This is a genomic window from Streptomyces alkaliphilus (assembly GCF_014141535.1).
Lineage (GTDB): Bacteria > Actinomycetota > Actinomycetes > Streptomycetales > Streptomycetaceae > Streptomyces > Streptomyces alkaliphilus.
Window position 1 is genome coordinate 1 of the sequence record NZ_VKHT01001198.1, and the last position, 1344, is coordinate 1344.

The 1344-nt window shown below is 69.0% G+C and carries 2 protein-coding genes; both read left to right on the plus strand.

The window, feature by feature from the left end; genetic code table 11:
• On the plus strand, positions 1-181 hold a 181-nt coding region (locus tag FNQ90_RS23390), incomplete at its 5' end, for a hypothetical protein (RefSeq protein WP_182608172.1).
• A 199-nt stretch (positions 182-380) separates the two neighbouring features.
• The coding region (locus FNQ90_RS23395; RefSeq protein ID WP_182608173.1) for a pentapeptide repeat-containing protein at positions 381-1344 on the plus strand (964 nt) is incomplete at its 3' end.

A 1344-nucleotide genomic window follows, 5' to 3' on the forward strand; every position in this document is an offset into this window, starting at 1 on the left:
GGCGTCAGATGTTTATAAGAGACAGCTCCTGGAGAGGGCCCTGGACGGCGAGATCGTCCGCTCCGACCTCTACTGGACGAAGAGGTCCGGTCGGAGCCGGCCGGTCATCTTCCTCCGGCCCATCTGCTGGGCCGAGCCGACCACCCGTGTGTGGCCCGTCATCGTCATCAAGCAGCACTGACCACCGGCCCCGCCCGGCGCCCGGGCGGGGCCTTTTTGAGTTTTCGGGGTTCGGCGACCACCCACCCGGTCGGGAAGAGGCCCTCTCCCGGGCCGCAGCGGAACCGCACGCCCCCTGCCATCCCCGGCAGGAGGCGATATCCGGACATCGAAAGAGGAAGAGCAAGGGCAACCTCCGGCCCGGCCCCCGTCGTCCATGCGTGACCGACGCGAACCCTGCCTCCCCTCCCAACGCATCACCGCCCCACTGGGTGCGCTGCGGCTACGACGCCACCGCAGAGAATCCGGTGGGCTGCCGCGGCATCCACGTCCCCGACCACACCACCTGCCTGGCCCACCTGAACGACACCGACCGCACCACCTACCTGAACAGCCTCCAACCCGGTGCCGACATCGACCACCGCGGCACCCCCTTCACCCCGGCACTGCTCCAACAACTCCTCACCGCCTTACACGACCCCACCACCAACCGACCAACCCTCGGAGACGCCCGCTTCGATGAAGCGTGGTTCTCCAAGGACGCCTGGTTCAGTGGGGCGTCGTTCTCCAAGGACGCCTGGTTCGGTGAGGTGTCGTTTTCCAAGGACGCCTGGTTCGACGGAGCGTCGTTCTCCGAGAACGCCCACTTCGGCGGGGTGCGATTTGAACTGGTTCGCTGGTTGGGGCCGTTGCGGTGCGAGGGGACGGTGGACCTCCGGAGCGCCGTGTTCGGCGCGTCGGTGACGGTGGAGATCAGCGCCGGGGAAGTGGATCTGCGGGGCGTCCGGTGGGAGTCCACGGCTGCCCTGCGGTTGCGGCACGCCACGGTCGATCTGTCCGGGGCGGTGCTGGAGCACCCCCTCACCGTCGCAGCCGAACCAGTCCCCTTCACCCTCCCCCACGGCACCGTGTTGAGCGAGGGTGCCTCAACCACCTCCGGCACCACCCCGGGGGGCGGCATACGGTTGGTCGACCTCTCCGGGGTGAACGCCGCCCATCTGAACCTGATGGACGTGGACCTCTCGGAATGCCGGTTCACCGGCGCGGTCCACCTGGACCAGCTCACCATCAGCGGCCAGATCCGCTTCGCGACCCCACCCACCGGATGGCACCGACGCGGCCCACTGCCCGCGCGCTGGTCCCGGCGCGAGGTCCTGGCCGAGGAACACCACTGGCGCGCCACCC